The organism is Streptomyces sp. AM 4-1-1 (assembly GCF_029167625.1).
Lineage (GTDB): Bacteria > Actinomycetota > Actinomycetes > Streptomycetales > Streptomycetaceae > Streptomyces.
Genome location: NZ_CP119145.1, coordinates 405,218 through 429,545, shown reverse-complemented (window position 1 = coordinate 429,545; position 24,328 = coordinate 405,218). Strand labels below are relative to the sequence as shown.

General features: G+C 70.9%; 19 protein-coding genes. 11 read left to right on the top strand and 8 right to left on the bottom strand.

What is annotated here, in order from left to right:
• Positions 1-226: 226 nt before the first annotated feature.
• Positions 227-2,872 (top strand): alanine--tRNA ligase, encoded by a 2,646-nt coding sequence (gene alaS / locus PZB75_RS01875; RefSeq protein ID WP_275533519.1) that lies wholly within the window; start codon positions 227-229, stop codon positions 2,870-2,872.
• A gap of 128 nt (positions 2,873-3,000) precedes the next feature.
• Here alaS and PZB75_RS01870 read toward each other — a convergent pair whose 3' ends face one another.
• On the bottom strand, positions 3,001-4,452 hold the full coding sequence (locus PZB75_RS01870; RefSeq protein ID WP_275538550.1) for a short-chain fatty acyl-CoA regulator family protein: 1,452 nt from the start codon (positions 4,450-4,452) through the stop codon (positions 3,001-3,003).
• 237 nt (positions 4,453-4,689) lie between these two features.
• Here PZB75_RS01870 and PZB75_RS01865 point away from each other — a divergent pair, with 237 nt between their 5' ends.
• Genes PZB75_RS01865 through PZB75_RS01855 form a run of 3 tightly spaced genes read left to right on the top strand, consistent with a single transcriptional unit; the run spans position 4,690 to position 8,295 of the window.
• The gene (locus PZB75_RS01865; RefSeq protein ID WP_275533518.1) at positions 4,690-6,210 is read left to right on the top strand and encodes an MmgE/PrpD family protein; all 1,521 of its coding nucleotides are present in this window, start codon (positions 4,690-4,692) and stop codon (positions 6,208-6,210) included.
• Complete coding sequence (gene prpB / locus PZB75_RS01860; protein ID WP_275533517.1) at positions 6,210-7,115, top strand: methylisocitrate lyase; 906 nt, start codon at positions 6,210-6,212, stop codon at positions 7,113-7,115. The genes PZB75_RS01865 and prpB overlap by 1 nt, the downstream gene beginning before the upstream one ends.
• Before the next feature lie 37 nt (positions 7,116-7,152).
• Positions 7,153-8,295 carry a bifunctional 2-methylcitrate synthase/citrate synthase gene (locus PZB75_RS01855; RefSeq protein WP_275533516.1) on the top strand — a complete coding sequence of 381 codons (1,143 nt, stop codon included), beginning with the start codon at positions 7,153-7,155 and terminating at the stop codon, positions 8,293-8,295.
• Positions 8,296-8,422: 127 nt separating this feature from the next.
• On the opposite strand, the gene PZB75_RS01850 is transcribed toward PZB75_RS01855, so the two are convergent.
• Entirely contained in the window at positions 8,423-9,979 is a 1,557-nt protein-coding gene (locus PZB75_RS01850; protein WP_275533515.1) for an AMP-binding protein, read from the bottom strand.
• A gap of 95 nt (positions 9,980-10,074) precedes the next feature.
• On the opposite strand from PZB75_RS01850, the gene PZB75_RS01845 reads away from it, so the two are divergent.
• The 4 genes from PZB75_RS01845 (at position 10,075) to PZB75_RS01830 (ending at position 13,617) form a co-directional block, all read left to right on the top strand.
• The gene (locus tag PZB75_RS01845; protein ID WP_275533514.1) at positions 10,075-10,710 is read left to right on the top strand and encodes a TetR/AcrR family transcriptional regulator; all 636 of its coding nucleotides are present in this window, start codon (positions 10,075-10,077) and stop codon (positions 10,708-10,710) included.
• Positions 10,711-11,097: 387 nt separating this feature from the next.
• Positions 11,098-12,276, top strand: coding sequence for an SRPBCC family protein (locus tag PZB75_RS01840; protein WP_275533513.1), 1,179 nt, complete (start codon positions 11,098-11,100; stop codon positions 12,274-12,276).
• Positions 12,273-12,701, top strand: coding sequence for a PaaI family thioesterase (locus PZB75_RS01835; RefSeq protein WP_275533512.1), 429 nt, complete (start codon positions 12,273-12,275; stop codon positions 12,699-12,701). The genes PZB75_RS01840 and PZB75_RS01835 overlap by 4 nt, the downstream gene beginning before the upstream one ends.
• A 139-nt stretch (positions 12,702-12,840) precedes the next feature.
• Positions 12,841-13,617 carry an isoprenyl transferase gene (locus tag PZB75_RS01830; RefSeq protein WP_275538549.1) on the top strand — a complete coding sequence of 259 codons (777 nt, stop codon included), beginning with the start codon at positions 12,841-12,843 and terminating at the stop codon, positions 13,615-13,617.
• A 121-nt stretch (positions 13,618-13,738) separates the two neighbouring features.
• Here PZB75_RS01830 and PZB75_RS01825 read toward each other — a convergent pair whose 3' ends face one another.
• Both PZB75_RS01825 and PZB75_RS01820 read right to left on the bottom strand, forming a co-directional pair.
• Entirely contained in the window at positions 13,739-14,497 is a 759-nt protein-coding gene (locus tag PZB75_RS01825; protein ID WP_275538548.1) for an NPP1 family protein, read from the bottom strand.
• A gap of 541 nt (positions 14,498-15,038) precedes the next feature.
• The gene (locus PZB75_RS01820; protein ID WP_275533511.1) at positions 15,039-15,833 is read right to left on the bottom strand and encodes a response regulator transcription factor; all 795 of its coding nucleotides are present in this window, start codon (positions 15,831-15,833) and stop codon (positions 15,039-15,041) included.
• Between the two features lie 447 nt (positions 15,834-16,280).
• Between PZB75_RS01820 and PZB75_RS01815 the strand changes: the two genes are divergently transcribed.
• Entirely contained in the window at positions 16,281-17,369 is a 1,089-nt protein-coding gene (locus PZB75_RS01815; protein ID WP_275538547.1) for a HAMP domain-containing sensor histidine kinase, read from the top strand.
• Positions 17,370-17,508: 139 nt separating this feature from the next.
• A complete protein-coding gene (locus tag PZB75_RS01810; protein ID WP_275533510.1) occupies positions 17,509-18,954 on the top strand; it encodes a glyceraldehyde-3-phosphate dehydrogenase in 1,446 nt (481 codons plus the stop codon).
• Positions 18,955-19,215: 261 nt separating this feature from the next.
• Here the strand turns inward: PZB75_RS01810 and PZB75_RS01805 are convergent, their stop codons facing one another.
• Positions 19,216-19,671, bottom strand: coding sequence for a MarR family transcriptional regulator (locus PZB75_RS01805; protein WP_275533508.1), 456 nt, complete (start codon positions 19,669-19,671; stop codon positions 19,216-19,218).
• Positions 19,672-19,833: 162 nt separating this feature from the next.
• Between PZB75_RS01805 and PZB75_RS01800 the strand changes: the two genes are divergently transcribed.
• Positions 19,834-21,291 (top strand): MFS transporter, encoded by a 1,458-nt coding sequence (locus PZB75_RS01800; RefSeq protein WP_275533507.1) that lies wholly within the window; start codon positions 19,834-19,836, stop codon positions 21,289-21,291.
• Between the two features lie 279 nt (positions 21,292-21,570).
• Here PZB75_RS01800 and PZB75_RS01795 read toward each other — a convergent pair whose 3' ends face one another.
• Genes PZB75_RS01795 through PZB75_RS01785 form a run of 3 tightly spaced genes read right to left on the bottom strand, consistent with a single transcriptional unit; the run spans position 21,571 to position 24,243 of the window.
• Positions 21,571-22,584 (bottom strand): FAD-dependent monooxygenase, encoded by a 1,014-nt coding sequence (locus tag PZB75_RS01795; RefSeq protein WP_275533506.1) that lies wholly within the window; start codon positions 22,582-22,584, stop codon positions 21,571-21,573.
• The gene (locus PZB75_RS01790) at positions 22,581-23,147 is read right to left on the bottom strand and encodes an isoprenylcysteine carboxyl methyltransferase family protein (protein ID WP_275533504.1); all 567 of its coding nucleotides are present in this window, start codon (positions 23,145-23,147) and stop codon (positions 22,581-22,583) included. The genes PZB75_RS01795 and PZB75_RS01790 overlap by 4 nt, the downstream gene beginning before the upstream one ends.
• A gap of 13 nt (positions 23,148-23,160) precedes the next feature.
• A complete protein-coding gene (locus PZB75_RS01785; protein ID WP_275538546.1) occupies positions 23,161-24,243 on the bottom strand; it encodes a 3-oxoacyl-[acyl-carrier-protein] synthase III C-terminal domain-containing protein in 1,083 nt (360 codons plus the stop codon).
• Between the last annotated feature and the right edge of the window lie 85 nt (positions 24,244-24,328).

Below are 24,328 nucleotides of genomic sequence, written 5' to 3'. Positions count from 1 at the left end.
ACGCGGTGACCACCGACCGCCCCGACCGCGTCGGCGGCCACCGGCGGACGCTGACTCCCGTACGGGTCGGGGGCGCGGCGCGCTTCCGGCAACGCCTCGGGGACACCTGTCCTTCGCCGGTGGTGTGGACCATGCCGCGATTCCCGGCTCTCCGCCCGCACGACCGGCCCGTACGGCCGTGCCGCTTCCTCCCTCCTGATTCCCCTCTGACGTCCTCGGAGCACCTGTGCGTACCGCTGACATCCGTACCCGATTCCTCGACTTCTTCGCCGCGCACGGCCACACCCGAGTGCCGAGCGCACCGTTGCCCACACCCGATCCGACGCTGCTGTTCGTCAACGCGGGCATGGTTCCGTTCAAGCCATGTCTGACGGGCGAGGTACCGGCGCCCTGGCCGCGGGCGGTGAGTGTGCAGAAGTGCGTACGCACGCTGGACATCGAGGAGGTCGGCCGGACCACGCGTCACGGCTCGTTCTTCCAGATGAACGGCAATTTCTCCTTCGGCGACTACTTCAAGCAGGAGGCCATCGCCTTCGCCTGGGAGCTGTCGACGAAAGCGATGGCCGACGGAGGCTTCGGCCTGGACCCCGACAGGATCTGGGTCACGGTCCATCACTCCGACACCGAGGCGCGCGGCATCTGGCGTGCGGTCGCCGGACTCCCCGACGAACGGATCGTGGCGCGCGGCGACGAGGACAACCTCTGGTCCATGGGCGTCCCCGGCCCGTGCGGGCCCTGCTCCGAGCTGTACTACGACCGGGGGCCGGCCCTGGGCCGGGCGGGAGGCCCGGCGGTCGACGAGGACCGGTACATGGAGTTCTGGAACCTCGTCTTCATGCAGTACGAGCGGGGCGAGGGCACCGGTAAGACCGGCTATCCCGTCCTCGGCGAGCTGCCCCGGCGCAACATCGACACCGGCATGGGCCTGGAACGCATGGCCACGCTCCTCCAGGGAGTCGGCAACCTCTACGAGATCGACGAGACCCGCCCCGTCCTGGACCGCGCGGCGGCCCTGGCCGACGTGCGCTACGGCGCCGGAGCCCCGGCCGACGTGCGCCTGCGCATCGTCGCCGACCACGTCCGCACCGGCCTGATGCTGCTCGCCGACGGCACGGTCCCCGGCAACGAGGGCCGCGGCTACGTGCTGCGCCGCCTCCTGCGCCGCGCCGTCCGCTCCATGCACCAGCTCGGTCAGCGGGACCCCGTCCTTCCGGAACTGCTGGCCGTGGCCCGTGACTGCATGGCGCCCGGCTACCCGGAGGTCGCCGCCGACTTCATCCGCATCGCCGAACAGGCGTCCGCGGAGGAGGACGCCTTCCGGGGCACCCTGCGCCAGGGGACCACCGTTCTCGACACCGCCCTCGCCAAGGTCAAGGCGGACAGCGGCCGGACGCTCCCCGGAACTCAGGCGTTCCTGCTCCATGACACCTACGGATTCCCCGTCGACCTCACCCTGGAGATGGCGGCCGAACAAGGGGTGGAGGTCGACCGCGAGGGGTTCGCGGCCCTGATGAACGCCCAGCGTGAACGTGCCCGCGCCGACGCCCACGCCCGCAGGCCGGGTGGGACGGCGAGCACGGCAGCCCTGCGCGCGGTGCTCGACGCACACGGTCCGACCGACTGGCGGGCCTGGGAAACGCTGACCACCGAGTCGCGTGTCATCGCCCTGACCGACGCCACCGGAGCCGTCCCGGCCGCCCGGGCGGGAGAGATCGTCGGTGTCGTCCTCGACCGCTCGCCCTTCTACGCCGAGTCCGGCGGCCAGGAGAGCGACGCCGGGCGCCTGTCCGGTCCCTCCACGGAGGCCGAAGTGCTGGACGTTCAGCGCGCACTGCCCGGCCTGGTCGTCCATCAGGTACGCGTCCTCTCCGGCGAACTCGCCGTCGGCGACACCGTCCGTGCCGCCGTCGACCCCGAGTGGCGCCTCGGTGCCCGCCAGGCCCACTCCGGCACGCACGTACTGCACGCCGCGCTGCGCGAGGTCCTCGGCCCCGCGGCCCTGCAGTCGGGCTCCTACAACCGGCCCGGATACCTGCGCCTCGACTTCCCCCGGCGTGGCGCGCTCCCGCAGGCCGTCCGGCGGGACGTCGAAGAGGCGGCCAACCGCGCGCTGCGCCGCGACCTGCCGGTCACCGTGCGGTGGATGCCCCTGTCCGAGGCGAAGCGGCTCGGGGCCCTCGCCCTCTTCGACGAGACCTACGGGGAGAAGGTCCGAGTCGTCGAGATCGGCGGGCAGTGGTCACGCGAGCTGTGCGGTGGCACCCACGTCGAACACGCCGCACAGATCGGCACCGTGGCCATCACCTCCGAGAGTTCGGTGGGCGCCGGTATGCGCCGCGTCGAAGCCGCGGTCGGCATCGAGGGCTTCGGCTATCTGGCACGCGAACGCGACCTCGTCTCCCGTGTCGCCGAGCAGCTCGGCGCCCCGCGCGCCGAGGTCCCCGACCGGATCGCGGCCCTGCTGGAGCGCCTCAAGGCGGCCGACCGCGAGAACGCCCGTCTCAAGCGGCAGGCCATGGCCGGTCGCGCGGCCGAGCTGGCGGAGCGAGGGGCCGACGCCGACGGAATCGGTGTCGTCACCACGACCAGCGAGGGCGGTACGGACGAGGCACGCTCGCTGGCCGTGGCCGTACGCGACCGGTTCCCCACGGAACGGCCGGGCGTCGTGGCCGTGGGCACCCCGGCCGGGACCGTCGTCGTCGCGGTGAACAAGGCAGGACTCGACACGGGGTTGGACTCGGCCGCCCTGGTCAAGCGGCTCCTCGACGGCCGGGGCGGCGGCTCGCGGGAACTCGCCCAGGGCGGCGGTCTCACCCCCGAGGCGGTGGGCGCCGCGCTGGCACGGCTGCCCCGGCTGGTCGGCGGACACTGACGCACTCGCCGGCCGCGCGGGCACGGACAACCGGTGAGGTGACGGACCGCTGAAGTGCCGGGTGCCGGGTGCCGGGTAGGGCGGACGCCGGATGCCCGAGGGCGTGTGCGGAACTTCCCCCGGGACGCTCAGGCGCCGCCGCCCGAAGTCTCCACCGGATAGGGGACGTAGGTACGCCGGTCGGGGTCCACGGCCAGCCGGCCGCCGGCCGGCGGCCGGGCCCGCTGGGCGCAGTCACGGCGTTCGCAGATGCGGCAGCCCAGGCCGATCGGTGTCGCGGCGCGCGGGTCGTCCAGGGCGATGCCCTCCGCGTAGACGAGGCGGTGCGCGTGCCGCAGTTCGCACCCCAGCGCGACGGCGAACTCGGCCCGGGACGCTCGGTGTCCGGCGCCACCCCTGGTGACCGTGCGCGCCACCCAGAAGTGGCGCTTCCCGTCCGGCATCTCGGCGACCTGGGTGAGGACCCGGCCGGGGGAGGAGAACGCCGCGTACACCGTCCAGAGCGGGCAGGTGCCACCGAGCCGCGAGAAGTGGAAGTCGGTGGCGGACTGCCGTTTGGAGACATTCCCGGCCCGGTCCACGCGCAGGAAGGAGAAGGGCACCCCGCGCTGCCCGGAGCGCTGGAGGGTGCTCAGCCGGTGGCAGACGGTCTCGAAGCCGACACCGAAGCGGGCCTGGAGCAGCTCGATGTCGTACCGCAGCTCCTCGGCGGCGGTCCGGAACGCCGTGTACGGCATCAGGAGCGCACCGGCGAAGTAGTTGGCGAGCCCGATCCGCCCCAGGTCCGCGGACTGGGCGGAGGTCAGCGCGGCGGTCTCGATCAGGGCGTCGAGCAGCGGACGGTACTCCAGCAGGGCGATCTGGGTGGCGAGCTGGAAGGACTGCTGGCCGTCCGTGAGCCACGGTGACAGGAACAGCAGGCCGCGCGCCGCGTCGAAGCGCCGGGCGTCCGCCGAACGTTCGGGGGCGGCCTCCACCACGGTGACGCGGTGGCGGTCGGCCAGCCGTCGCCGCAGGATCTCCGCCGCCGTACGCGCCGAGTCGAGGCCCCACGCGTGCGCAGCGCGCTCCGCCTCGCTGTCGAGCCGGCCGAAGTGGTTGTGGTGGGCGTAGAAGAAGTCCCGGACCTCGTCGTGCGGCTCGGCCGGGGGCAGCACCCTGACCGAGGAGGCGGGCGCGTCGGCGGACGCCAGGGCGGCGACCTGCTCGGCGGCGTCCCGGTAACGGTGGTGCAGGGCGACCAGCGCACGGGCCACCTCGGGATGGTCGCGGACCACTTCGGCGGCCTGCTCCACCGGGACGGACACACCGCTGGCCTCGTCGCCGAGCGCGGTCCGCAGATCGGTCGCGAGCCGCTCCTCCGCGGCCTCGGAGAAGAACTCCGCCTCCACACCCAGGACTTCGGCGATCCGGAGCAGCACCGGGGCGGTCAGCGGACGTTGGCTGTGCTCGATCTGGTTCAGGTAGCTCGTCGAGATGCCCAGCGAGCGCGCCAGCTCGACCTGGTTCATACCGCGCTCGGACCGCAGTCTCCGCAGTTTGGCGTGCGCGTAGATCTTCCGCCCGGCAGCTCGCGCCATGTGTGCCTCCCGCCGCTCCTCCTGGGTGCCATCCGCGTCGCGCACCTGTGAAGTTACCATCCGCACCTTTCGCAAGATTCGCAGATTCGCAGCGCGCGACGGTACGGATTCAGCAGCTTGGAACTGTCGCGCCACACCCTGGACGCGGGCATGCTCGCTGGTACAGGCCGGCGGGAACCGTCCCGGGACAGCTCTCAGGACGGTCGCCCCGCCAGGACGAACACCGCGAGGAGCCCCGTGATCGACCATCAGGTACGCGTCCACCCCAGCGCCGACCGGCTGCCCCGCGAGGAACAGCTCGCCTGGAAGCTCGCCACCGTCGCCACCGGCACCCAGGAGGCCGCCGAGCTGGAACCGGAAGCCGTGGCCATGGCCGTCAACCGGGTGATCGACAACGCGTCGGTCGCGGTCGCCTCCCTGCGCCGCCGTCCGGTCGCCGTGGCCCGAGCCCAGGCCCTGCCGCACACGGCTGCCCCGGGGGCCTCGGTCTTCGGAGCGGACACGAGCCGGCGCGTATCACCCGAATGGGCGGCCTGGGCCAACGGCACGGCGGTGCGTGAGCTGGACTTCCACGACACCTATCTGGCCGCCGACTACTCCCACCCCGGTGACAACATCCCGCCGCTGCTCGCCGTCGCCCAGCACACCGGCCGCACCGGTGCGGATCTGCTGCGCGGCGTCATCGCCGCGTACGAGATCCACGTCGCGCTCGTGAAGGGCATCTGCCTGCACGCCCACCGCATCGACCATGTGGCGCATCTGAGCGCCGCCACCGCCTGCGGACTCGGGGCGATGCTGCGGCTGCCCACGGAAACCGTGTACCAGGCCGTCGGGCAGGCGGTGCACACGACGACCGCCACCCGGCAGTCCCGGAAGGGAGAGATCTCCAGCTGGAAGGCGTTCGCCCCGGCCTTCGCCGGCAAGGCCGCCGTCGAAGCGGTGGACCGGGCGATGCGAGGGGAAGGCGCGCCCTCGCCGATCTACGAAGGCGAGGACGGCTTCCTCGCCTGGCTGCTCGACGGCCCCGAGGCGTCGTACACGGTCTCCCTGCCCGAACCGGGCGGGACGCGCCGCGCGATCCTCGACACGTACACCAAGGAGCACTCGGCCGAGTACCAGGCCCAGGCGGTCATCGACCTGGCCCGCAGGCTGCGGGAGAGGACCGGACCCCTGACGGACGTGCGGGACATCGTGCTGCACACCAGCCACCACACCCACCACGTCATCGGCTCCGGTGCCGGAGACCCGCAGAAGTACGACCCGCACGCCAGCCGCGAGACCCTCGACCACTCCGTGCCGTACATCTTCGCGGTCGCCCTGGAGGACGGCGCCTGGCATCACGAACGCTCCTACGCCCCCGACCGCGCCCGCCGCCCGGAGACCGTCGAGCTGTGGCGGAAGATCTCCACGGTGGAGGACCCGGAGTGGACCCGCCGCTACCACGACCCGGACCCGGGGCGCCGTGCCTTCGGCGGCCGCGCCGTGATCACGCTCGCCGACGGCACGGTGATCGAGGACGAACTCGCCGTCGCGGACGCCCATCCGGCCGGCGCCCGCCCCTTCGGCCGGGCCGGATACACGGCCAAGTTCCGCACCCTCGCCGAGGGCGTCGTCGCCCCCGACGCGCGGGAAACCTTCCTGGACAGCGCGAGCCGGCTCGCCCACCTGGACACGGACGGGCTCGCGGAGCTCTTCCCGCGGGTCGACACGGAGAAGGTCGCCGCGTACGACGCGCGGCTCCCGAAGGGTCTGTTCTGATGCTGCACTCCCGCACCACACCCACCGAACGCCGCCGGGCGCTACGGCAACAGCTCGCCTCCGGGCGGCTGCTGCGGATGCCGGGCGCGGTCAACCCGTACTCGGCGAAGCTGATCGAGGAGCACGGCTTCGAGGCCGTCTACCTCTCCGGCGCCGTCCTCGCCGCCGAACTGTGCCTGCCCGACATCGGCCTCACCACCTCGACCGAGATCGCCGCCCGCGCCCAGCAGGTCACCCGGGTCACCGGCCTCCCCGTCCTCATCGACGCCGACACCGGCTTCGGGGCCCCCGTCAACGCCGCCCGCACCGTCCAGCTCTTCGAGGACGCGGGACTGTCCGGGATGCACCTGGAGGACCAGACCGCCGTCAAACGCTGCGGCCACCTCGACGGCAAGACGCTCGTGACGCGCGACGAGATGGCGCAGCGGGTCCGAGCCGCGGCCGACGCCCGGCGCGACGACGGCTTCCTGCTGATGGCCCGCACCGACGCCCGCGCCGTCGAGGGCCTGGACGCGGCGATCGACAGGGCGAAGGCGTACGTCGACGCGGGCGCCGACGCGGTCTTCCCCGAGGCCCTGGACGGCGAGGCCGAGTTCGCGGCGTTCCGCGCGGCCCTCGACGTGCCGCTGCTCGCCAACATGACCGAGTTCGGCAAGGGCCCGCTGCTGACCACCGCCGCCCTGGAAGACCTCGGGTACAACATCGCCCTCTACCCGGTCACCCTGTTCCGCCTCGCCAACGGCGCCATCGAGGACGGGCTGCGCACGCTGGCCGCCGAGGGAACCCAGGCGTCCCTGCTGCCCCGCATGCAGACCCGCTCCCGGCTCTACGAGGTCCTCGGCTACGAGGACTACACGGCCTTCGACTCGGCCGTCTTCGACTTCACCCTCCCGCCCGGCGCCTGACTCCCGCCCGGCCCGCACCCCCCGCTGGAGGAACCTCATGCCCACCGCCCCGCCCACGCCGGACATCCACCGCGGCCTCGCCGGTGTCGTCGTCGACACCACCGGGATCTCCACCGTCATCCAGGAGACCAACTCCCTGACCTACCGCGGCTACCCGGTCCAGGACCTGGCCGCCCGCCACTCCTTCGAGGAGGTCGCCCACCTGCTCTGGCACGGGGAACTCCCCGACGCGGGGCAGCTCGGTGAGTTCCGGGCCCGCGAACGCGCCCTGCGGCCCCTGGACCGCACCACCGCGGAACTCCTGGCCCGCCTGCCCGAGACCTGCCACCCCATGGACGTCCTGCGGACCGCCGTCAGCTTCTTCGGGGCCGAGGACCCCGCCGAGGACGACGGCAGTCCGGCCGCCAACCGGACCAAGTCCCTGGCCCTGCTGGCCAGACTGCCGACCGTGGTCGCCGCCGACCACCGCAGGCGCCGCGGACTCGCCCCGATCCAGCCGGACCCCTCCCTCGGATACGCCGAGAACTTCTTCCACATGTGCTTCGGCCGGATTCCCGAGCCCGAAGTGGTCCGCTGCTTCGAGATCTCCCTCATCCTCTACGCCGAACACAGCTTCAACGCGTCGACGTTCACCGCCCGCGTCGTCACCTCCACGCTCTCCGACCTCTACAGCGCCGTGACCGCGGCCATCGGCGCCCTCAAGGGGCCGCTGCACGGCGGTGCCAACGAAGCCGTGATGCACATGCTCAACGAGATCGGCGACCCGCGACGGGCCGAGGAATGGCTCGACGAGGCTCTGGCCTCGAAGCGCAAAATCATGGGCTTCGGCCACCGCGTCTACAGACACGGCGACTCACGCGTCCCGATCATGCAGGACGCCACGGACCGGCTCGTCGCCCGCGCGGCCGACCCCGAGGCCACCCGCCTCGCCGCCCTGCACGCGGCCCTGCGCCACGCCATGATCACACGCAAGGGGATTCACCCCAACCTGGACTATCCGGCAGGGCTCGCCTACCACCTCATGGGCTTCGACATCCCCACCTTCACACCGATATTCGTGATGAGCCGCGTCACCGGCTGGACCGCCCACATCACCGAACAACTCGCCCACAACGCGCTCATCCGCCCCCTGGCCTCCTACGACGGACAGGACCAACGGCCCGTGCCGACGGCCTCCTGACGGCCGGCGCACACCTGGCCGCCGGTCCGCCCCCGCCGACGAGCTGTCGCCCGCGATGCCGGCCGATGCCGTGGACCCTGCCCGGGCCCACGGCATCGGCCGCACGATCACTGCGCCGCCGGGCCGGTCACGAGGGCTGCGGCTCCTCAGTGGCCGTACGCGACAGAACCACCTCGGAACGGATGATGTGCTTGGTGAGTTTGCCGGACGGGTTCCGCGGCAGCCGGTCGACCCTGATGGCCTCGCGAGGGAGCTTGTAGCGCGCGAGCAGCTTCCCGAGGTACTCCCGCATCTCCTCCAGCTCGACCGCCGCGCCGTCGCCGCTCACGTAGACGGCGACGACTGATTCCCCCCAGGCGGGGTGAGGGCGGCCGACGACGGCGATGTCGCTGATCCGCGGGTGTCCGCGGAGCGCTTCCTCGACCTCCTGGGAGTGGACGTTCTCCCCGCCGACGATGATGACGTCCTTGAGCCGGTCGACGATGTAGAGGTAGCCGTCCTCGTCGACGCGTGCCACGTCGCCGGTACGGAACCACGGGCCGGAGAACGACTCGGCGGTGGCTTCCGGGGCCTGGTGGTAGGCCACCATCGCGGTGTCGGCGCGCAGCCAGATCTCTCCCGTGCCCGGGGCGTCGACGTCCCGGCCGTCGTCACCCACGACACGCAGGTCCACGCCGGGCATCCCGCGGCGGCCGATGGAGCCGGCCTTCGTCAGCTGTTCGTGGGGGTGGAGAGCCGTGCCCACGGGCCCCATCTCGCTCACGCCGTAGACCTGGACGAAGCGGTCGCTTCCGTACGCCCCCATCAGCGTCCGGGCGACCTCGGCGCCGAGGGGGGCGCCCCCGTACAGCCACCGCGTCACGCTCGACAGGTCGTAGTCGGACAGGCTCAGCCTGCCGGCCGCCGCCAGCTGTGTGGGGGCTATGTAGGCGATGGGGGCGCCGAAGAAAGCGGTCGCCCGGTACCGCTCGACGTGCTCCAGGAATCCGGCGGGGTCGTACTCGCGCTGCAGGATCGTCGTGGCGCCCAGGAACACCATGGTGAGGAGCCAGTCGTTGAGCGGGGCCGCGTGCCAGACGGGCATCGAGAGCAGGAACCGCTCCTCGCTGGTGAAGTTCAGTGTCGAGACGATCAGAGGCTGGACCGCCGAGATGGTCCGGTGGGTGTGGACGCATGCCTTCGGGGCGCCTGTGGTTCCCGAGGTGTAGAGGAACTGCGCGACGTCGTCCTGACCGAGGTCCGGTACGGGCTTGAGCGGCGCCGACCGCTCCACGAGTTCGTCGAACCACTCCAGGCCCTCGACACGGGCCTCCGTGGTCAGCCAGCGGGTCTGCGGACCGGCGACCGTGGCGTCGAGCGCGAGTTCGGCGGCCACGATGCCGATGCGGGCGCCGCTGTGCTCGATCGCGTAGGCGGTCTCCGGAACCGCGAGCTTGTGGTTGACGGGGACGAGTACACCACCGGCGAACCAGACGCCGAAGGCCGCCACGACGAATCCCGGGGTGTTGAACGTCTGTACCGCGACGCGGTCGCCCGGCCCGAGTCCACGGTCCGTCAGCACCGTGGCGGCGCGGCGCGCGCGATCCAGAAGGGCGCCGTAGGTGAGGTGTTCATCGCCGTGGACGACGGCGTCCTTCCGCGGGTCGATTCGTGCGGCACGTTCCAGCAGGGCGGTCAGGTGCACCGGCGTGGCTCCTCGGACGGTCACCGAGCTCAACTATGCACCGAGCTCAACTATGCTTTGAATATTAGTTCATTCCTTCTGCCGAGGAGGTGTCGATGGCGTATCGGCAGACCGACCGGACGAGGCGGCGTGCGGAGGAGAAGCAGGTCGCCTTCCTCGGCGCCGCGCTCGACCTCGTGGCTCTCCACGGCTTCGCCGGCGCGAAGGTGAGCGCCATCGCCCAGGCGTGTCATGCCAGCACGGGCTCGCTCTACTCGTACTTCGACAGCCGTGAGGACCTGCTGGCAGCCGTGTTCCGCGAAGTCGCCGACCGGGAGTTGACGGCGGTGGGACGGGCGGTCGCGGAGGCTCCCGCCTCTCCGACCGAACGCCTGGACGCGCTGATCCGCACCTTCACCCGTCGTGCGCTCAGAGGCCGCCGGATGGCGTGGTCCCTCCTGTTCGAGCCGGTGGCGCCGGCCGTGGAGGCCGAGAGACTCGTCTACCGGCGCGCCTACGTCGAGCTGGGCGAGGGAATCATCCGCGACGGCATCACGGAGGGTGCGTTCGCGCCGCAGAACGCGACCGTCGCGTCCTCGGCCGTCATCGGAGCCATCTCGGAAGCCCTGGTGGGACGGCTCGGTCCGATCGAGCCCGACGCCGTCTCGGGCATGTCCGACGAACTTCTCGTCGCGGAGATCCGCGACTTCTGTTTCCGCGCCCTCGGCCGGCCGTCGGCGACCCCCTCCTGACCCCTGGAGACGCGGTGAGGCCCGGGACGCGCCCGCCCGGCCGACCGTGCGCCACCACCACGCGACTGATCGCGGGTCAGAACGTGCCTCGGGGTCCCCACCCGAGACACACCAGCCGTCAAGTGCGTTGCCCGCGGAGGGAGATGCGTGGCGGTGAACGGACACGCCGCCCCGAGGAGCGTTGCTCCGTCGAGCCTCCGGCCGTACGATGAAATGAACCTTGGTTCAGATCATGGGGTGAGGTTCTTCGCGGCAGGCCGGGACACCGATCGTCGGGGAGATCCCGCCGCTCTGCCTTCGCGCGGTCGGTGCCGGGCAGCCGTCTTCCGGACCGGCGGCCGCCGCCGGTCGGCAACCCCGAATCCGTCGTAGAGGGAGTGGGTCCCGATGAAACAGGACGATCAGGTGGCCATGATCAAGCGGCTCCTCGCGCTGCGTGAGACGCGTCATGACGAGAAGATGCTGGACGAAGTCGTGCGGATTCCCGTCACGAAGTACACCGACGGCGCGCTCCTCGACCGCGAACTCGCCTCGGCCTTCGCCCGGTTCCCCCTTGTCGTCAGCCACGCCTCGGCCCTGAGCGAGCCCGGTTCGTACGTGACCAGCGACTGGGACGAGTTCCCGTACGTCGTCGTCCGCGGCGACGACGGCCGGGTGCGGGCGTTCTACAACCAGTGCCGCCACCGCGGGGCCCGGCTGGTCACGGAGCGCACCGGCTCCGTCAAGAACTTCGTCTGCCCCTTCCACGGCTGGGTCTACGGGCTGAACGGGGACCTGAGGGGCATCACGCGGTCGCACGACTTCCCGGGCGTCGACAAGTGCGACTACGGCCTCGTCGAACTGCCGGCCACCGAGTCCGGCGGCCTCGTCTGGCTCGCGAGGGACCCCGGCGCCGAGCTCGACATACCCACGTACCTGGGCGCCTTCCACGACGACCTCGTGAACTTCGACGTCGCGTCACTGGTGCGGTACAAGAAGACCAAGGTCGTCAAGGAGGCCAACTGGAAGCTCCTGATCAAGACCTATCTGGAGGGCTACCACGTTCCCTACCTGCACAGGGACACCCTCGCCTTCGCGTTCAAGAAGGGCGTGATCGCCCACGACGAGGAGGGGCCGCACATCCGCCTGTCGGCGGCGCGCACCAACATCGAGGACACCGGGTCGAAGCCCGAGGAGGAATGGCGCATCCTCGACTACGCGTCGGTCTACTACACGCTCTTCCCGAACACGTTCTTCATCCTCCACCCCGATTACGTCTCCATCAACACGTTCTGGCCGCTCGCCCCCGACCGGACGGTCTGGACCCACGAAATGCTCTACCGTGCCGAGGACTTCGCCGGTTCGGCCGGTCAGAGCGGGCTGGAGAAGCGGTTCCGGTTCACCAACGACGACGTCTTCGACCAGGAGGACTTCGCCATCGCCGAAAACGTTCAGCGCGGCCTGAAGCACGGTGGAAGCGACCATCACGTGCTCGGTCTCGCCGAGGGACTGCTCGCCATGTTCCAGGACAACATCGACACGCGCCTCGCCGCGCCCCACGACGACACGACAGGACAACCGGCATGACGACCGACCTCGCCGCCTTCGCCCACAGCATCTTCGAGGCCCAGCCGTTCAGCCGGTTCCTCGGCGCCGAACTGACCGCCGTAGGTCCGGACTCGGCCGAGATCCGCATCCGTAACCGGCCCGAGCTCCAGCAGCAGCACGGGTTCGTCCACGGCGGTGTCATCAGCTACCTGGCGGACAACGCGCTCACGTTCGCGGGCGGTCTCGCTCTCGGCGGCGACGCGCTCACCACCGAGTACAAGATCAACTACGCCAGGCCCGCGGTCGGCGATGTCGTCATCGCCCGGGCGGACGCGGTCGTGACCACCCGCCGGCAGGCGGTCTGCCGGTGCACCGTCCACGTGCTCCGGGCGGACGTCGAGCGCCTCGTCGCCGTGGCCCAGGGCACGATCGTCGCCGCCGGGGCGCAGCAGCCGGACAGCTGATCCCCGCCCGGACCCGCGGGAACGGCGCCGTCCTGCCCGTTCCCCTTGAAACCCCAGGTGGTCAGAGGAGTTGGCGGCCCGCTGCTACTGTCGGCAGCCCCTGTAGGCACGTGACAGTTGGAGGAAGTCGATGAGGCTGCTGCCCAAGGTGGTTCGTCGGCCGCTGGAAGCGGTGTACGAGCGCCGTCTGGCCAGCACGCTGGAGGGGCTGCCGCGCCCGGAACACGTCGGGATCATGCTGGACGGGAACCGGCGCTGGGCCCGTGAGGCCGGTCACTCCGACGTCCGTGAGGGATACCGGCGAGGCGGGGCCAAGGTCGCCGAGTTCCTGGGCTGGTGCGTCCAGTCGAAGATCCAGCAGGTCACGCTGTTCATGCTGTCCGATGACAATCTCGGCCGCCCTGCCGAGCAGTTCGGTCCGCTGATGGAGATCATCACCGAGACCGTCCGCGATGTGTCGGCGTCAGGTCTGCCGTGGGAGGTGCAGGTCATCGGTTCGCTCGACCTGCTGCCCGCCGAGGCGGCGAGCGCACTCAAGGAAGCGGCGGGCCGGACCGCGGGCCGGGGCGGGCTCAAGGTCGATGTGGCGGTCGGCTACGGCGGTCGTCGCGAGATCGTGGACGCCGTGAAGGCCGCGTTCGAGGCACACAGGGCCGCCGGCGGTGATCCCGAGCAACTGATCGCCGATTTCGACGTCGAGCACATCTCCGCGAACCTGTACTCCGACACCGGCCGGGACCACGCCGACTTCGTGATCCGCACCTCGGGTGAGCAGCGGCTCTCCGGCTTCCTGTTGTGGCAGTCCGCGTACGCGGAGATGCACTTCGTGGACGTGTACTGGCCCGAGTTCCGCCGTGTGGACTTCCTGCGGGCCCTGCGCTCCTACGCCGGACGGGAACGCAGGTACGGCAAGTAGGACCCTCGCGACGTCCGTACGGGGAAGACGGGTGCCACTCCGGGAGTGGCACCCGTCAGTGCGGTGCACGAAGTCGGTTCAGCAGCCGGGGTCATTCACCGGCGAGCGCCGGCGGGAGTCGTCAGGCCCAGGGATTGAAGGGGATGCCGCCGGGCTTGGAGGCGTTGAGGAGATTCCTGAAGCGGTCGTCCTTGTCCGTGGTCTTGATGGTCGCGGACCCGAAGTCGGCGTTGTTCAGCCGGTCGCGCAGCCACGTGCTGGGCCAGCCGTTCCAGTCCACGATGGGAGGCTGACGCCAGTTGTGGTAGTGGTTCTCCGGCGGTTCGTCATTGCTGTTGGCGAGCCGGAAGAGGTGCGTGAGAGCGGGCAGACCGTCCTTGTGGTAGACGACCTTGGGGTGCGAGCCGCTGAAACGTACCGATGAACGCGGGTAGGTGGCCTGGCTGCTGTGCTGCGTGACTGTCAGGTACTCCACTTGGTTGGACGACTGCTTGACCCAGGAGATGACGTGTTCCCAGTCGTGGCGGTGGCCCCCCGAGCCGTTCACGGTCTGGTCCTTCTCGAAGTAGCTGGCGTACACGATGGCGCACCAGCCGTTGTTGCACTTCGAGCGGGCGTAGGTCTGTGATTTGTCGAGGTCGGACTGGTCGTGGCAGTTGCCGTTGATGGCACCGCTCGTCTTCAGCCCGGGATTGAGGGTTCCGTCCGGCGCGATGGCGGACACGGCGTAGCAGCCGTCCGTGTCGTAGTCGTAGGCCGGCGAGAACGACGCCTCGTACCCTCCCGCGTTCTGGGGCAGGTTGGGCAGGGAATCGGCGTGAGCCGCCGACATCGGGACCGTGAGCGTCAGGGCCGTGGCGCCGAGCAGCGCGCCGACCAGGGAGCGCCCGCGCTTCGGGGACGCGGGGGAGGGGGCGGTCCCCTCCGAAACGGCCGCGGACCGTCCTGACCGCGCGGACGGCCTGAATAACGTGAATGACGAAAGATTTCTCATTTTCCCATTTCCGGCCCGACTCGTCCCATGACCCGACGTCGCGTCGACATGGCCGAGTGATCTGCGTCGGCGCGGTTCTCCGCGCCGACGTGAAGCGCACCCCCGTCATTTCCGAGGTGTTTCCGGGGCCGATGCCTGGACAAGGCCCCGCAGTCGAACAGCGCCGTGGTGTTCAGTGACCACAACCATCCGGAACGCCCGTGAACCGTGCGCCCCCTTTTCGGGGAGGTCTCGTCCCCGGCGCGCCTTCGGTGCTGTTCGGTCATACCGAGATTCCAGCAGGGGGGAGGGCGCATTTCCAGAGGCATCGGATGCTCGTCAGACTTTCGTCATACATCGGGATTCCGGGGCGGGCCGTCCAGTGCTTCCTCTTCACCGCGCGGTTCGGTCCGCCCGAAGCCGATGGACGCGACGAGGAACAGGCCCGTCATGACGGGGTCGCGCCGGCCGCCGCGTCGTCGTGACGGTCCGAGGGCGGGGTCAGCTCCAGGCGGTAGCCCACACCCCATACCGTCCGGATCAACCGCGGACGGGCCGGGTCCGTCTCCACCTTCCCGCGCAGCCGCCGCACATGGACCGTCACCGTCGACAGGTCGCCGAACTCCCAGCCCCACACGCCCCGCATCAGTTCCTCCCGGCTGAACACCCGTGAGGGATGGCGGAGAAAGAAGGCCAGGAGATCGAACTCCCGTAAGGTCAGGTTCAGTTCACGGCCTTCCATGGTCGCGCGGCGGGCCACCGGGTCGAGACGGAGCCCGGCGCCTCGCAGGGGGTCCCGAGGGGAGTGGGCGGCGGGCGCCGTCGCCCGGCCGCGGCGCAGCACCGAGTCGACGCGCAGGACGAGTTCACGCGGGCTGAACGGCTTCGTGACGTAGTCGTCGGCGCCCGTCTCCAGCCCCAGGACGCGGTCGTCCTCGTCGCCACGCGCGGTCAGCATGATGACCGGCACATGTCCGTGCGCCCGGATGTGACGGCAGACCTCGATACCGTTCATGCCGGGAAGCATCAGGTCGAGGACGACCAGGTCGGGCCGGTGGTCCCCGAAGCACCGCAGAGCCGCCGGGCCGTCCTCCGCCCACTCGACCTCGTATCCCGCCCGCTCCAGATATCCGACGACGACCTCGGCGACGGTCGGGTCGTCGTCGACGACGAGGATGCGGCCGCGCGGGGCGTCGGGGCAGGTTGCGGGGGCCGGGACCGAGCCGTCCGGAATGTTCTGCATCCCACCACCCTGGCACGCACGGACGCCGCGCGGGGCGCCCGTGCGGCGTCGCCGGGATGATGTCCGTATTCCGTAAGCATGACGTCCGTCCTTCTCCGGAGCACGGAGCACGGAGCACGGAGTCCGGAACGCCGGTTCCCGGTACGTGGACGAGCGGTGCGGCCGGGTTCACGGCAGGCCGGCCGTCTGTCGACGCCCTGGCCTCACAGGGAGGTTGGGGCGCCTGTGGCGGGTGGACGCACTCGGTACGCCGCCACCCGTGCTCGCTGACGGTCCGCGCCCCGGCACCCCGTCAGGAACGGGACCGGCTTCCGTTGCCCGCCGTCGGACAGCGCTGTTACGTTGCGCGGTGTGTTCCGTACGCCCGAGTCGCGGATCGGCGTCCTGCCGGTGGAAGCGAGCTGAGCCCCTGTGCAGGACCTGCCGCGCATCGCCCTTTACACCTCCATGTACGCCTTCCTCGGCGCCGGGCTCTCCGGTCTCGCGGGAGGGCTCGCCCTGTGGCGGCTTCGCCGGCGTTCCGTGGTGGTCGCGCTGAATGTCGTGGCCGCGGTGGCGGTCGGCGCCATGCTCACCGGGACGCTCGTGGTGGCCCACGCGATGTTCCTGTCCTCGCGCGACCTGTGGGTCGTCACCGTGGTCGTGGGAATGGCCGCCGTCGTCGCCTTTCCCACGGCGGTGCTGCTCGGCCGCTGGGTCGTGGCCCGCACCCGTGAGCTCGAAGCGGCCGCGGAATCCCTCGTGTCCGGCCGGGGCTTCGTCGTCCCCGGCGGAGCGAGGACCGCGGAGCTCGACTCGCTGTCCACGAGGCTCGCCTCGGTCAGTGCCCAGCTCGCGGCCTCCAGGGAGCGTGAGCAGACGCTGGAAGCCTCGCGCCGCGAACTGGTCGCCTGGATCTCGCACGATCTGAAAACGCCCCTCGCCGGGCTGCGCGCGATGTCCGAGGCACTGGAGGACGGGGTCGTGGCGAATCCCGAGCGCTATTACCGCCAGATCGGAACAGAGGTGGAACGGCTCAACCACATGGTCGACGACCTCTTCCAGTTCTCCCGCATCCACTCGGGCGCGCTCGCCCTCACCTGTACCCGGTTGTCCGTCCACGATCTGGTCGGCGAGGCGCTGGCGGGCGCCGACCCGCTCGCCAGGAAGAACGAGGTCCGGCTCGTCGACGCGGGCATCCAGGCGATTCCGGTGGAGGTGGACGGCAAGGAGGTGCTGCGGGTCTTCACCAACCTCCTGGTCAACGCCATCCACCACACACCCGTCGACGGGACCGTCGCGGTGGCTGCCGAACGCCGTGCCGAATCGGTCGTCGTCTCGGTCACCGACGGCTGTGGTGGCATCCCCGCCGAACACCTGCCGCACGTCTTCGAGATGGGCTGGCGCGGCACCGCCGCCCGCACTCCCTCGACGGGCGCGGGCGTGGGGCTCGCCATCGTCCGGGGGATCGTGGAGGCACACGCGGGACGGGTGAACGTCCGCAATGTGCAAGGGGGCTGCCGGTTCGAGGTGACGCTGCCCACGGGCGCCGCCTGAGGTCCCGCCCCTGGATCATCCGCCCGGACGCGGCCCGTGAGGCGCCGCTCTCACGCCCGGTGGCGCCATCGACGCCGCTTGAATGATCAAAATGTGAGACGGCTACCATATGAGCACCGCCTAGCTCGAAAGATGAACTGTGACTGTCAACGAGGACTCGTTCACCAACTGGAAGAACCGCGAGGAGATCGCGGAGTCGATGATCCCGATCATCGGGAAGCTGCACCGGGAACGGGATGTGACAGTCCTGCTCCACAGCCGCTCCCTGGTGAACAAGTCGGTGGTCAGCATCCTCAAGACCCACCGATTCGCCAGGCAGATCGCCGGCGAGGAGCTTTCCGTCACCGAGACGCTGCCCTTCCTGCAGGCTCTCACCACGCTCGAACTCGGCCCCTCCCAGATCGACATCGGCATGCTCGCCGCGACGTACCGGGCCGACGACCGCGGCCTTCCGGTGGCGGAGTTCACCGCCGAGGCCGTCGCCGGCGCCACGGGCCCCGACAGGATCGAGCGCCGCGAACCGCGCGACGTCGTCCTCTACGGGTTCGGCCGGATCGGCCGTCTCCTCGCCCGGCTGCTCATCGAGAAGGCCGGCTCCGGGAACGGTCTGCGGCTGCGTGCCATCGTGGTCCGCAGAGGAGCCGGCCAGGACATCGTCAAGCGAGCCTCGCTGCTGCGCCGCGACTCCATCCACGGCCAGTTCCAGGGCACGATCACCGTCGACGAGGCGAACAGCAAGATCATCGCCAACGGCAACGAGATCAAGGTGATCTACTCCGACGACCCGACGTCGGTGGACTACACGGCGTACGGCATAAAGAACGCCATCCTCATCGACAACACCGGCAAGTGGCGCGACCGCGAGGGCCTTTCGCAACACCTCCGGCCCGGAGTGGACAAGGTCGTCCTCACCGCCCCGGGCAAGGGGGACGTCCTCAACGTCGTCCACGGTGTCAACCACGAGATGATCGAGCCGGACGAGCGAATCCTGTCCTGCGCCTCCTGCACCACCAACGCGATCGTTCCGCCGCTGAAGGCGATGGCGGACGAGTACGGGGTCCTGCGCGGTCACGTGGAGACGGTGCACTCGTTCACCAACGACCAGAACCTGCTGGACAATTACCACAACTCCGACCGCCGTGGCCGTTCGGCGCCGCTCAACATGGTCATCACCGAGACCGGTGCCGCCTCCGCCGTCGCCAAGGCGCTGCCCGATCTCAAGGCGAGGATCACCGGCAGCTCGATCCGCGTCCCGGTGCCGGACGTGTCGATCGCGATCCTCAGCCTGCGGCTGGCGCGTGAGACCACCCGCGAAGAGGTCCTGGACCACCTCCGCAATGTGTCGCTCGCCTCACCGCTGAAGCGTCAGATCGACTTCATCAGCGCCCCCGACGCGGTCTCCAGCGACTTCATCGGGTCGCGCCACGCCTCGATCGTCGACGCCGGTGCGACCAAGGTCGAGGGGGACGACGCGATCCTCTACCTCTGGTACGACAACGAGTTCGGATACTCCTGCCAGGTCATCCGCGTCGTACAGCACGTCTCCGGTGTGGAGTACCCGACCTACCCGGCCCCGGCGGTCTGACTCCGCCCTCGGGCGGGTCCGGAGCGGGTGGGTCCGGCGTGGGCGGGTCCGGGCTTCCGGCGGGCGGGTCCGAGGCGGTCCGGTTCCGTCCTGGCGGCCTGAAGTGGTCCGGTTGTGCTCCGGGCGGGTCCGGGTTTCCGGCGGGCGGGGCCGGAGGCTCCCTTCCGCCGTCCTCCGCCGTCTCCGGCCTCGGGGGCGGCGGGAGACCGGACCCGCCACCGCGCCGCGTCGCCGCCCGCCGGAGGAACGCGCCGCCGACGCCTACGGGCGTGGCCAAGGGCGTCCGGTGAGGCGCTCGATGTCGGTGTTGAAGCGCCTCAGATAGAAGGCGAAGGCGGCGATGTCCTCGTCCGACCAGTCGACCATGACCCGGTCGAGGCCGTCGACCATGCCCTCGCGTTCGTCGTCGAGGATGTGCGCCCCCTCGTCCGTGAGCCGGAATTTGCGGGCCATGCCCCCCTGGGGGTCGGGCACACGCTCCACGAGCCCGGCGCGCATCGCCGCCGCGGTCTGCCGGTTGAGGGTGGAGGCGTCGAGTCCGAAGGCGTCGCTCAGCTCCCCGATCGACATCGGTCCCTGGACGCGGATGCGGCTGAGCAGGATGTAGGCGCTCCGCTCCAGCCCTCCGCCCTTGCGGCGCCCGCCTCTCTGCTGCAGCAGTCCATGGCGGCTGAGCAGCATCTGCTCGTACTCGACCTCGTGGGTGGGCTTGGTCATGCGCTCTCGCCTCCTGCTTCCCGCCGTACCAGGGGTGCCTCATGTGGGACGGCTCGGCCCGATCCTCTCACAGTGGTATGTATCGGCCATGCGTCGTGCCTGGTGCATGAGGCATGTACGATGCACACTCTCGTTTCCGAAGACACCCCAGGGAGTTCCTTCATGAATGCCCCCCAGCCCTCGGCCCGTGCGGGCGGAGTGGTTGCCACGCTGGCGTTCGCCGGCATCACGGCAGCGATCATGCAGACGCTGGTGACGCCGCTCATCGCGGAACTCCCGCGGATTCTGCACACCTCACGCTCGAACTCCGCCTGGGTGATCACCGTCACCCTTCTGGTGGCGGCCGTGTGGGTGCCCGTCTCCGGCCGTCTCGGTGACCTGGTCGGCAAACGCCGGATGCTGCTGGTGTGCGCGGTCCCGCTGGTGTGCGGCTCGGTGGTCTGCGCGCTGGCGTCCTCCGTCGTCCCGATGATCGTCGGACGTGGCCTCCAGGGCGTGGGCATGGGCATGGTGCCTCTCGGCATCGCCCTGCTCCGCGACGTGGTCCCGCCGGAGAAGCTCAGCTCCTCCATCGCACTGGTCAGCGCTTCCATGGGCATCGGTGGCGGCCTCGGTCTGCCGATCGCGGCGGCGGTCGCCCAGTACACGGACTGGCGCATGCTGTTCTGGGGTTCCGCCGTCCTGGCCCTGGTGGTGGCGGCTCTGGTCTGGTTCCTCGTCCCGGACGTCCCGGCGACCGCCAAGGGACAGCGATTCGACGTGCCCGGTGCGATCGGCCTCGGCGCCGGCCTGGTCTGCCTGCTGCTCGCCGTCTCCAAGGGCGCCGACTGGGGCTGGGGTTCCGCGACGACCCTGGGCCTGTTCGCCGCCGCACTCGCGCTGCTGCTCGTCTGGGGCGTCTGGGAGCTGCGCACACGGGAACCGCTGGTGGATCTGCGCACCACGGCCCGTCCCAGGGTGCTGCTCACCAACATCGCCTCGGTCTTCGTCGGCTTCGGCATGTACGCCAGCATGCTGATCCTGCCGCAGCTGCTGCAGTTCCCCGAGGCCACCGGTTACGGCCTCGGACAGTCGATGCTCGCGGCGGGCCTGTGGATGGCACCCGGCGGCATCATGATGATGATCGTCTCCCCGTTCGGCGGAAAGCTCACCGATGCCCGCGGCCCGAAGTTCACCCTGGTCTGCGGGGTCCTGGTCATCGCCGCCGGCTACGGCCTGTCGTTGTCACTGATGGGCTCCGCCTGGGGGCTGATGCTGGTGGGCATGGTCACCAGCGGCGGCGTCGGTCTCGCCTACGGTGCGATGCCCGCGTTGATCATGAGCTCGGTGCCGCTCTCCGAGACGGCCGCGGCCAACGGGTTCAACGCGCTCATGCGTTCGCTCGGCACATCGATCGGCGCCGCGGTGATCGGCGTCGTCCTCTCGCAGATGACCAACACCATGGGCGGCCACGGCTTCACCTCCGAGGAAGGCTTCCGCACCGGCCTGTTGATCGGCTGTGGTGTCGCCCTGGTCGCCGCTCTGATCGCGGCGGTCATCCCGGCCGCGCGCCGCGACCCGGCGGACAAGGGCGCCGCCGAGCGGACCGACACGGCCGAGCAGATCCTGACGGAGGCGTGACGGGCCGACACCCGCTGGGCGACGGGCCCGGGGCGGGGCCGAAGCGGTCGGCCACCCTCCCGGCCCGCCCGCCCTCGGTCGCGCGCCCGGGTCGATCTGCCACGGCCGGTCGGCCGGCTCCCGTGAGAGCGCGACCTGTTGTCCCCGTCCGGCGAGCGCGCACCTGCGAGGCCGGGGACAGGGCGTACGCGAACGTGCCGCGCATCCCCCGGCCGGTCGGAGCCGATCCCGGCCGCCCATCCACCCCGACGGACGCGGCGGCCGGGCGGCCCTGTTCGGCTACTGCAACGCGTGGACGGCCGCGCCGAACACCCGCGGCAGCCGACCGGCCAGCGGGACGATCAGACGGGACGCGCCGGGGTTCCGGGCCGCCCGCAGCAGCGCCCCCGTCAGCAACCGGTGGCGTCTCGTCAGCCGCGCCCATCCGGCCGGGTAGTCCTCGGGCCGGCCGGCGGCCACGCACCCGATCGCCGCTCCGGCCGTCGCCAGTGCCAGCGCGACCCCCTCACCCGTCAACGCGTCGACGTAGCCCGCCGCGTCACCGACCAGCAGCACCCGCCCGGCCCGGGGTTCCCGGCACCGCTGCCGCAGCGGCCCCGCGCCGCGTACCGGACCCGCCTCCCGGCCCCGGAGCGAGGCGGCCAGGCCGGGAAAGTCCGTCAGGTGCTCGTCGTAGGGACACCGTTCGCGACTGAGCACGGCGACCCCCACCAGCGCGTCACCGACCGGTGTCACATAGGCCTCTCCCCGTCGCGACCAGTGGACCTCCACGAAGTCCGACCACGGGGCGACCCGGTAGTGACGGCGCAGTCCGTACCGGCCCGGCTCCTCCGCCGGGCGGTCCAGGCCGAGTGCCCGGCGCAGCGGGGAGTGCAGGCCGTCCGCGGCGATCAGCCAACGCGCCGTCAGCCCGCAGGCCGTGACCCTGTCCCCTTCCTGACGGACACCGGTCACCTTGCCCTGGACGACACGGACGCCGAGTGCCAGGGCCCGTGCGTGAAGGGCCGTGTGCAGCGCGGTCCGGCGCACGCCGAGTCCCTTGCCGCCCCGGAACAGGGCCCGCGCGTCACGGACGCCGTCCACGTAACGGATTCCGCGCAGCTCATGGCCCTGGACGTCGATCCCCAGCGAGCGCAGGGCCACCACCCCGCTGGGCATGATGCCCTCGCCGCACGCCTTGTCGACGGGGGCGGGCCGCGGTTCGACCACGACGGCCTCCAGACCGGTCCGCGCGGCGTGGATCGCCGCCGCGAGACCGGCCGGGCCACCGCCCGCCACCAGGACGTCGATCACGCCCGTACGTCCCTCGTGCTCCGCACATCCCGTGTTTCCGTCACGCCGGGCACGGCGGTGACGGAGGCCAGCGCCGCGTTCTCGCACCGCACGCGGACCGTCATCAGCGCCGCGTTGAGCACGGTGAAGACGGTGGCGGTCAGCCACGCGCCGTGAATCAGCGGCAGGGCCAGCCCCTCGGCGGCGACCGCGACATAGTTGGGATGGCGCAGCCACCGGTAGGGGCCCGCGGTGACCGCGGACAATCCGGGGACGACGATGACCCGGGTGTTCCACCGGTGCCCGAGCGTCCCGACGCACCACCAGCGCAGCGCCTGCGCGGCGGCCACCACCCCCACCATGGTCCAGCCGAGCGCCGGGACGAACGGGCGGTCGGCCAGCCACACCTCTGCCCAGCAGCCGGCCAGGAACGCGGTGTGCAGCAGCGCCATCGCCGGGTAGTGCCCGCGACCGGACTCGATGCCGCCGCGGGCCAGGCTCCAGCGGGTGTTGCGCGACGCCACGGCGAGTTCGGCCACGCGCTCGCCCGCGACGGCGAGCACCAGGGCCGTGTACCAGATCATGCGGTCCTCCGACCTACCAGCGCAGCAGTACGAGTTCGCAGCAGAAGCCCGGTCCCATGGCCAGCATCAGACCGGGTGTCCCGGGTTCGGGCCGTTCCTGCTCCATGGTGTCCCGGAGCACGTGCAGCACCGACGCCGACGACAGATTGCCGACCGCGGCGAGGGAGCGCCAGGTGACGTCCAGGGCGTGGTCGGGCAACGAGAGCGTGGACGAGACGGCTTCCAGCACCTTGGGGCCGCCGGGGTGGCAGACCCAGTGGGCCACGTCCTTCGGTTTGAGGCCGTGCTCGGCCAGGAAGTCGTGCACGTCGTCGGCGAGGTACTCACGCACGACGTCGGGAACGGCCGGATCGAGCACCACCCTGAAGCCCGAACCGCGGATGTCCCAGCCCATGACGTGTTCGGTGCCCGGATACATCCGGCTGCGGGTGTCGATCACCTCCGGTCCGGTCGCCGCCCGTCCGTCGCCGACGGCGACCACGGCCGCCGCGCCGTCCCCGAACAGGCCGGTGGCCACCAGATTGGCGGGCGTCGCGTCGTCGCGCTGAAACGTGAGGGAACAGAACTCGGCCGAGAGCAGCACCGCCACCTGGTCCGGCCTGCCGACCAGGTAGTCGTGCAGCCGGGCCACCCCGGCGGCCCCGGCGACACAGCCCAGACCGAAGATCGGCAGCCGTTTCACATCGGGACGCATCCCCAGACGGCCGATCAGCCGCGCGTCGACGGAGGGGGTGGCCACACCGGTGACCGAGGTGAACATCAGCAGGTCCACATCCGTCGGTGTCAGCCCGGCGGTCCGCAGCGCGCCGCGCACCGCCTCGGCGCCCAGGTCGACCGCCGCTCCGATGAACACGTCGTTGGCGTCCCCGAAGCCGTTCAGCTCGCCGTAGCCGTCCAGTGGCAGCACCATGTGCCGGGTACGGACCCGCGCGTTCCGGTGGAGCCGGTCCAGGACACGTCGGTCGGCGCCGGCCGGCAGACAGGTGCGGGCCACCATGTCGGTGATCTCGCTCTGGGTATGGCGATACGGGGCGAGAGCGCCGTGAACCGCCGCGATCCTGGTCATCCCGGATTCCGCTTCGGAGGCTTCATGAATCGATCCTTGCCCGAGAGCGCGGAATGACACACCGTGGACAACCCGTGCGGCTGCCAGGTCGGTCCGGCCCGGATGCCTACCATCG

Bases quoted from the DNA above. Each gene is read 5' to 3' on its own strand.
- PZB75_RS01870 (WP_275538550.1), bottom strand. From the start codon at position 4,452: ATGGCGCGAGCTGCCGGGCGGAAGATCTACGCGCACGCCAAACTGCGG.
- prpB (WP_275533517.1), top strand. From the start codon at position 6,210: ATGCTGCACTCCCGCACCACACCCACCGAACGCCGCCGGGCGCTACGG.
- PZB75_RS01845 (WP_275533514.1), top strand. From the start codon at position 10,075: ATGGCGTATCGGCAGACCGACCGGACGAGGCGGCGTGCGGAGGAGAAG.
- PZB75_RS01835 (WP_275533512.1), top strand. From the start codon at position 12,273: ATGACGACCGACCTCGCCGCCTTCGCCCACAGCATCTTCGAGGCCCAG.
- PZB75_RS01855 (WP_275533516.1), top strand. From the start codon at position 7,153: ATGCCCACCGCCCCGCCCACGCCGGACATCCACCGCGGCCTCGCCGGT.
- PZB75_RS01790 (WP_275533504.1), bottom strand. From the start codon at position 23,147: ATGATCTGGTACACGGCCCTGGTGCTCGCCGTCGCGGGCGAGCGCGTG.
- PZB75_RS01840 (WP_275533513.1), top strand. From the start codon at position 11,098: ATGAAACAGGACGATCAGGTGGCCATGATCAAGCGGCTCCTCGCGCTG.
- PZB75_RS01800 (WP_275533507.1), top strand. From the start codon at position 19,834: ATGAATGCCCCCCAGCCCTCGGCCCGTGCGGGCGGAGTGGTTGCCACG.
- PZB75_RS01805 (WP_275533508.1), bottom strand. From the start codon at position 19,671: ATGACCAAGCCCACCCACGAGGTCGAGTACGAGCAGATGCTGCTCAGC.
- PZB75_RS01820 (WP_275533511.1), bottom strand. From the start codon at position 15,833: ATGCAGAACATTCCGGACGGCTCGGTCCCGGCCCCCGCAACCTGCCCC.
- PZB75_RS01815 (WP_275538547.1), top strand. From the start codon at position 16,281: ATGTACGCCTTCCTCGGCGCCGGGCTCTCCGGTCTCGCGGGAGGGCTC.